Source organism: Plantibacter sp. CFBP 13570 (assembly GCF_014841395.1).
GTDB lineage: Bacteria > Actinomycetota > Actinomycetes > Actinomycetales > Microbacteriaceae > Plantibacter > Plantibacter auratus.
In genome coordinates this window covers 1-5,297 of sequence record NZ_JACYTW010000114.1, presented here as the reverse complement: position 1 = coordinate 5,297, position 5,297 = coordinate 1, and the positions used below count along the sequence as shown (strand labels likewise).

Sequence of the window (5,297 nt, the reverse complement as noted above, 5' to 3'; positions counted from 1 at the left end):
CGTCGACGCCGTCGGCATGGAGGCCCACGGCTCACCGATCGCGGCTGCGGCACAGACGGCCGTCGGCGTGCTGCCCGACGCGATCGCGCGACCGGCCATGGAGCACGCCGGCATCGACCGGCTCGCCGCGCTGCACACCGCGCTCGAGCTCGTCCGCCGTGGCGGCGTCGTGTCCCTGAGCGGCGTCTACGCCGGTGAGGCGGACATCATGCCGATGAAGTCGATGTTCGACAAGCAGGTGTCGCTCCGGATGGGTCAGTGCAACGTCGCCCGCTGGATCCCGACGCTGCTCCCCCTCGTCGAGGACAGCACCGACCCGCTCGGCGTCCTCGACCTCGCCACCCACCGGGTGCCGCTCGCCGAAGCTCCGGCGATGTACGAGACGTTCCAGAAGAAGGAGGACGGCTGCATCAAGGTCGTCCTGAAGCCGTCGGCGTAACCGCCCACTGCACGAAACGACCCGCGCCGATCATTCGGCGCGGGTCGTTTCGTGTCAGGCGGTCAGCACGGCGTCAGCGCCCGATCACCAGTCCGTCGGACCGGCGCTCCCCGCCTCGTACTCCTCGAGCGGCGTTTCGCCGGCAGCCCAGGCGGTGACGACCGGGGTGACGATGCGCCAGCACTGCTCGGCGATGTCGCCGCGCACCGACAGCAGCGTGTTCTCCTGCAGGAGGCCGGCGAGCACCTGCGCGTAGGCGCTGAGGGTCGCGGCTCCAGGGTCCGCCTCGAGCTCGACCCGGCGCAGGCCGTCGACGTCATCGGCTCCGGTCACGATGAGGTCGAGGTGCACCGCACCGCCCTTGAGCGACATGCGGAGGACGGTGTCGGAGTGTCCGTCGGGAGCGTCCAGTCCGGTCGGCGCCGCCGAGCGGCGGAAGTGCACGGCGACCTCGCGGCGCGGGTCACCGATGCCCTTGCCGGAGCGCAGGACGAACGGCACCCCCTGCCAGCGCGGGGTGTCGACCTGGAGCAGGAGCTGTGCGAGCGTCTCCGTCTCGCGGGAGGCGTCGACGTCGGGCTCGTCCACATAGGAGGGGAAGAGCCGGTCGCCGACCCGGCCCTCGGTGTAGCGGGCGCGACGGGCCGTCGACGGATCGTCCTTCCACAGCCGGACGGCGCCGAGGACCTCGGCGATGCGGTCGTGGACGTCGGTCGGCGTCACCGCGTCCGGCCGCTCCATCGCGGTGAGGGCGAGGACCATCAACAGGTGGCTCTGCAGCATGTCGCGCAGAGCGCCGGTCTGGTCGTAGAACGCCGCACGACCCTCGAGCCCCAGCTCCTCGTCGTAGAGGATCTCCACCTTCTCGATCTGTTCCGCGTTCCAGCCCGCCTCGAGGAGTCGGTTGCCGAAGCGGAGGCCGAGCATCCCGAGCACGGTCGCGTTGCCGAGGAAGTGGTCGATGCGCCACAGACGCTCCTCCGGCACGACCTCGGCGAGCGCCGCGTTGAGCGCCTGGGCGTCAGCGAGGTCGTCGCCGAAGGGCTTCTCGATGGCGATGAGGAGGTCGTCGGGCAGGTCGATCTGCGCGAGCGCCTCGGCGACCTTGCGCCCGGCGGACGGCGGGAGCGCGATGTAGAGGATCGGCGAGCCGGTGCAGGCGTCGAGCAGCGCACGCAGTTCGTCGGGGTCGGAGGCGTCGGTCGGGATGAACTCCGTCGTCGACACCAGCGCGTCGACGGTCCGGGCCCCGATGCCGGCATCCTCGAGACTGGCGCGGACGGTCGCACGCCACTCCTCGTTTGGCTGCGGCGTGCGGGCGGCACCGATGATCTGCAGCGAGATGTCGCGTGCGGCGTCGACGACCTCGCCGAGGCCGGGGATCAGGAGCCGCTTGGCCAGGTCGCCGTTGGCGCCGAGGATCGCGATGGTGCGCTTCGTCGGTTCCAGCGACTCCGCGTCCGGGATGCCGGGTACGGTGTCGGGATCGGGCTGGGTGGTGGTGTCGGACTGGTCGCTCATGATTCCATCCTGACCGAGCGTCGAATGATCGTCGTGGGGTTGCGCACGCCCGCGCCCCGGTCACTGAGCAGCACTCGGTCACTGAGCCTGTCGAAGTGCCCCCGAGCACACGTCCACGGCCACAGAACGACTCCCCGTAGGCCCTTCGACAGGCTCAGGGAACGGGCGCCCCGCTCACCGAGCCGACCTCGGCCACTGAGCCGACCTCGGTGACTGAGCCAACTTCGGTCACTGAGCTTGTCGAAGTGCCCCCGAGCACACGTCCACGGCCACAGAACGACTCCCCGTGGGCCCTTCGACACCTCGACAGGCTCAGTGCGGCGCAGCTCAGGGAACGGGTGTCCCGGTCACTGAGCCTGTCGGAGGGCGCGCCTACTTGTCGTTCTCGGCGAGCCAGGCGTAGGACTCGGCGACGCCGCCGAAGATCTCCTTGCTGTAGCCGTCGAACTCCACGACGCGGGTCGCGTGCGGTGCGGCAGCGAGGATCGCCGGGATGTCGACCTGGCCCTGACCCGCGGGCTGCTGGTTCGCGAACGCCTGAGCGAGCGCGTCGGGCACGACGAGCGCACTCTCGCTGCTCGGCAGTGCGGTGGCGATGTCACCGGAGATGATGCCGTCCTTGATGTGCAGGAACTGCACGCGGTCACCGAGCGAACGGAGGAACGCCGGGGTGTCGGCACCGCCGACCGTCGACCAGAAGGTGTCGATCTCGAGGACGACCTCGGGCGACAGCTGCTCGACGAACAGCTCGAAGATCGGGCGCCCGTCGACGTGGGTCGAGAACTCCCAGTTGTGGTTGTGGTAACCGAACTTCAGGCCGGACGCCGCTGCTTGGACGGCGAGCTCGTTGACGCGCTCGGCGAGACGTGCCGCGTCGTCAGCGGTCTGCCAGCGATCGGTGGGGATGAACGGGTCGATGACCGTCCCGATCCCGAGCCGCGAGGCCGCGTCGAATGCGACCGCCGGGTCGGCGGCGTCGATGACAGGCGCGTGGCCGGACGGGGCCGTGACACCAGCGGCGGCGAAGGCGGTCTCGAACTCGGCCGCGCGCTCGACGAACGCGTAGGGCTCGACCTTCGTGAAACCGATCTCGGCGATGCGGGCGACGGCGCCCTGCAGGTCTTCGGCGATGGCGTCGCGGACGGTGTACAGCTGCACGGACGGTGCGCTCATGGGTACTCCTTCGTAGCTTCGGGCGGGCACCGACGGGCGCTTCCCCGCGTGTCTCCCACGGCACGGAACCGCTTCTGTCGACTCGTCGACAAAAGTACCCGAGGCGAGTCTATCGACAGAGACTGGATGTGCGGGTCGTCGGGGTACTCATAGTCTGGAGATTCGACCGACCATCAGCGAGGGGGCACCATGGCAGACCTGGACCGGACGAGGCGGAGATCACCATGCCGCGCGATCGTCATCATCGGCGTCCTCACCCTGATCGCCGTCGTGGTCTACGCGTTGACCTTGAACCCGAACGTGTTCACCGTGCTCGTCATCTGCATCGTGATCGTGGTCTCGATCGAGGCGCTGACGAGCAGACCCGACCGGCCGTAGTCCGACCGGTGGCGGGACCGTTACTTCTCGGAGCGCTTCAGGGACTTCTTGACCGCGCGTTCGGCGAGGACGGTCACGTAATCCTGGACCGGACGCTCGGCGAGCGCGCTGACCTCTTCGCGCACGAGTTCGCCGATCCGAGCGGAATCGACCCCCGAGTACTTCTCGCTCAGCTTCGCAGTGAGCTGACGGATGATCTCTTCGTGGTCGATCTCAGTTGCCATGGACTCAGTATCAACCCACAGTTGTTGCCTGGGCTGTGAATCGCGACTTCCGTCCGCCGCTGTTCTCCCGCCGGACACCTGGCCGCCGCGATCCGTTCACCCTCCCCATCAGGCACCCGCCGAGGATATTCTGACCGCGATGTCGATTTCCGTGTTCGCCGTTCGACGTCAGAGTGAGGCGGGCGATCAGCGCCCCTGACGACAGGAGAAGACGATGTCGAAATACATGCTCATCATGCGCAACAGCGGGTCCGTCGAGAAGCTCGAGGACATGGACTTCGAAGCGGTCATCAACGCGATGGGCGCCTACAACGAGTCGATGATCAACGCCGGCGTGATGGTCGGCGGTGACGGCCTCACCGACGCCGCACAGGGTGCCGTCGTCGAGTTCACGACCGAGGCCCCGATCGTCACCGACGGCCCCTACGGCGAACTCCACGAACTCTTCAACGGGTTCTGGACCATCGAGGTCGCCACCCGCGAGGAGGCCATCGAGTGGGCCGGCCGTGCGCCGCTCGGCCCCGGCAACAAGATCGAGGTGCGCCGCGTGACCGACGAGACGGACTTCGCCGACCACGCCGACAACGAGTACCTCCAGAAGGAGAAGGACTGGCGGGCGCAGGAAGGCGTGGCGAAGCCCGCGGCCGACCCGGCCTGAGCACGACCGACGCGAGACGGACATGACCGACGCCGACCTGACCGACACCGGCGCGGCGGACGGCGACGAGGCCGCCCGCCGCGTGGTCGACAGCGTCTGGCGGATCGAGAGCGCGCAGATCGTCGCCACCCTCACGAAGCTGACCGGCGACCTCGGTCTGGCGGAGGATCTCGCCCAGGAGGCACTGCTGGAGGCCCTCGAGCAGTGGCCGCGCGACGGCGTGCCGCGCAACCCGGGTGCGTGGCTGACGATGGTGGCGAAGCGTCGCGCGATCGACGGTTGGCGACGCCGGGCGGCATTGGACGAGCGGTACCGGTCGCTCGCCCGGGATCTTGAGCAGGCGAGCGACCTCGACTGGGAGCCGATCGGGGACGACGTCCTGCGTCTCGTCTTCACCGCCTGCCACCCGGTGCTGTCGCGGGAGTCGCAGGTGGCGCTGACGCTGCGGGTCGTCAGCGGGCTCACCACCCAGGAGATCGCCCGGATGCTCCTCGTCCCGGTGCCGACGGTGCAGGCGAGGATCACCCGCGCCAAGAAGACGCTCGCCGCGGCGAACGTCCACTTCGAGGCGCCGGACCCGGCCGAGTGGCCCCGGCGCCTGTCGGCCGTCCTCGGCGTCGTCTACCTGCTCTTCACCGAGGGGTACGCGGCGACGAGCGGACCGACCTGGATCCGCGCCGAGCTCGCGAACGAGGCGCTGCGGCTGGGCCGACGGTTGGTCGCGCTCGTCCCCCGCGAGCCGGAGGCGCACGCGCTCGTCGCGCTCATGGAGTTCCAGGCCTCACGCTTCGCCGCCCGTGTCGCACCCGACGGCTCCGCGATCCTGCTCGCCGACCAACACCGCGAGCGCTGGGACCGGGCGCAGATCGGCCGCGGAACGGCGGCGCTGGCCCGCGCCGACGCG

6 protein-coding genes and 1 pseudogene are annotated in these 5,297 nt (G+C 69.5%); 4 read left to right on the top strand and 3 right to left on the bottom strand.

The features are described 5' to 3' along the window. Positions 1–439, top strand: a pseudogene (locus tag IFT89_RS19520) (glutathione-dependent formaldehyde dehydrogenase); the annotation flags it as partial. 84 nt (positions 440–523) lie between these two features. On the opposite strand, the gene IFT89_RS19515 reads toward IFT89_RS19520, so the two are convergent. Both IFT89_RS19515 and IFT89_RS19510 read right to left on the bottom strand, forming a co-directional pair. Further along, positions 524–1,960 (bottom strand): glucose-6-phosphate dehydrogenase, encoded by a 1,437-nt coding sequence (locus IFT89_RS19515; RefSeq protein ID WP_202939802.1) that lies wholly within the window; start codon positions 1,958–1,960, stop codon positions 524–526. A gap of 372 nt (positions 1,961–2,332) precedes the next feature. Then, positions 2,333–3,133: a sugar phosphate isomerase/epimerase family protein gene (locus IFT89_RS19510; protein WP_079704551.1), complete on the bottom strand. Its 801-nt coding sequence runs from the start codon at positions 3,131–3,133 to the stop codon at positions 2,333–2,335. 189 nt (positions 3,134–3,322) lie between these two features. Here IFT89_RS19510 and IFT89_RS19505 point away from each other — a divergent pair, with 189 nt between their 5' ends. After that, the gene (locus IFT89_RS19505) at positions 3,323–3,511 is read left to right on the top strand and encodes a hypothetical protein (protein WP_202939801.1); all 189 of its coding nucleotides are present in this window, start codon (positions 3,323–3,325) and stop codon (positions 3,509–3,511) included. Positions 3,512–3,531: 20 nt separating this feature from the next. Here the strand turns inward: IFT89_RS19505 and IFT89_RS19500 are convergent, their stop codons facing one another. After that, on the bottom strand, positions 3,532–3,735 hold the full coding sequence (locus IFT89_RS19500) for a three-helix bundle dimerization domain-containing protein (RefSeq protein WP_064295795.1): 204 nt from the start codon (positions 3,733–3,735) through the stop codon (positions 3,532–3,534). A gap of 214 nt (positions 3,736–3,949) precedes the next feature. On the opposite strand from IFT89_RS19500, the gene IFT89_RS19495 reads away from it, so the two are divergent. Further along, positions 3,950–4,393: a YciI family protein gene (locus IFT89_RS19495; RefSeq protein WP_202939800.1), complete on the top strand. Its 444-nt coding sequence runs from the start codon at positions 3,950–3,952 to the stop codon at positions 4,391–4,393. A gap of 22 nt (positions 4,394–4,415) precedes the next feature. Continuing rightward, on the top strand, positions 4,416–5,297 hold an 882-nt coding region (locus IFT89_RS19490; RefSeq protein WP_202939799.1), incomplete at its 3' end, for an RNA polymerase sigma factor.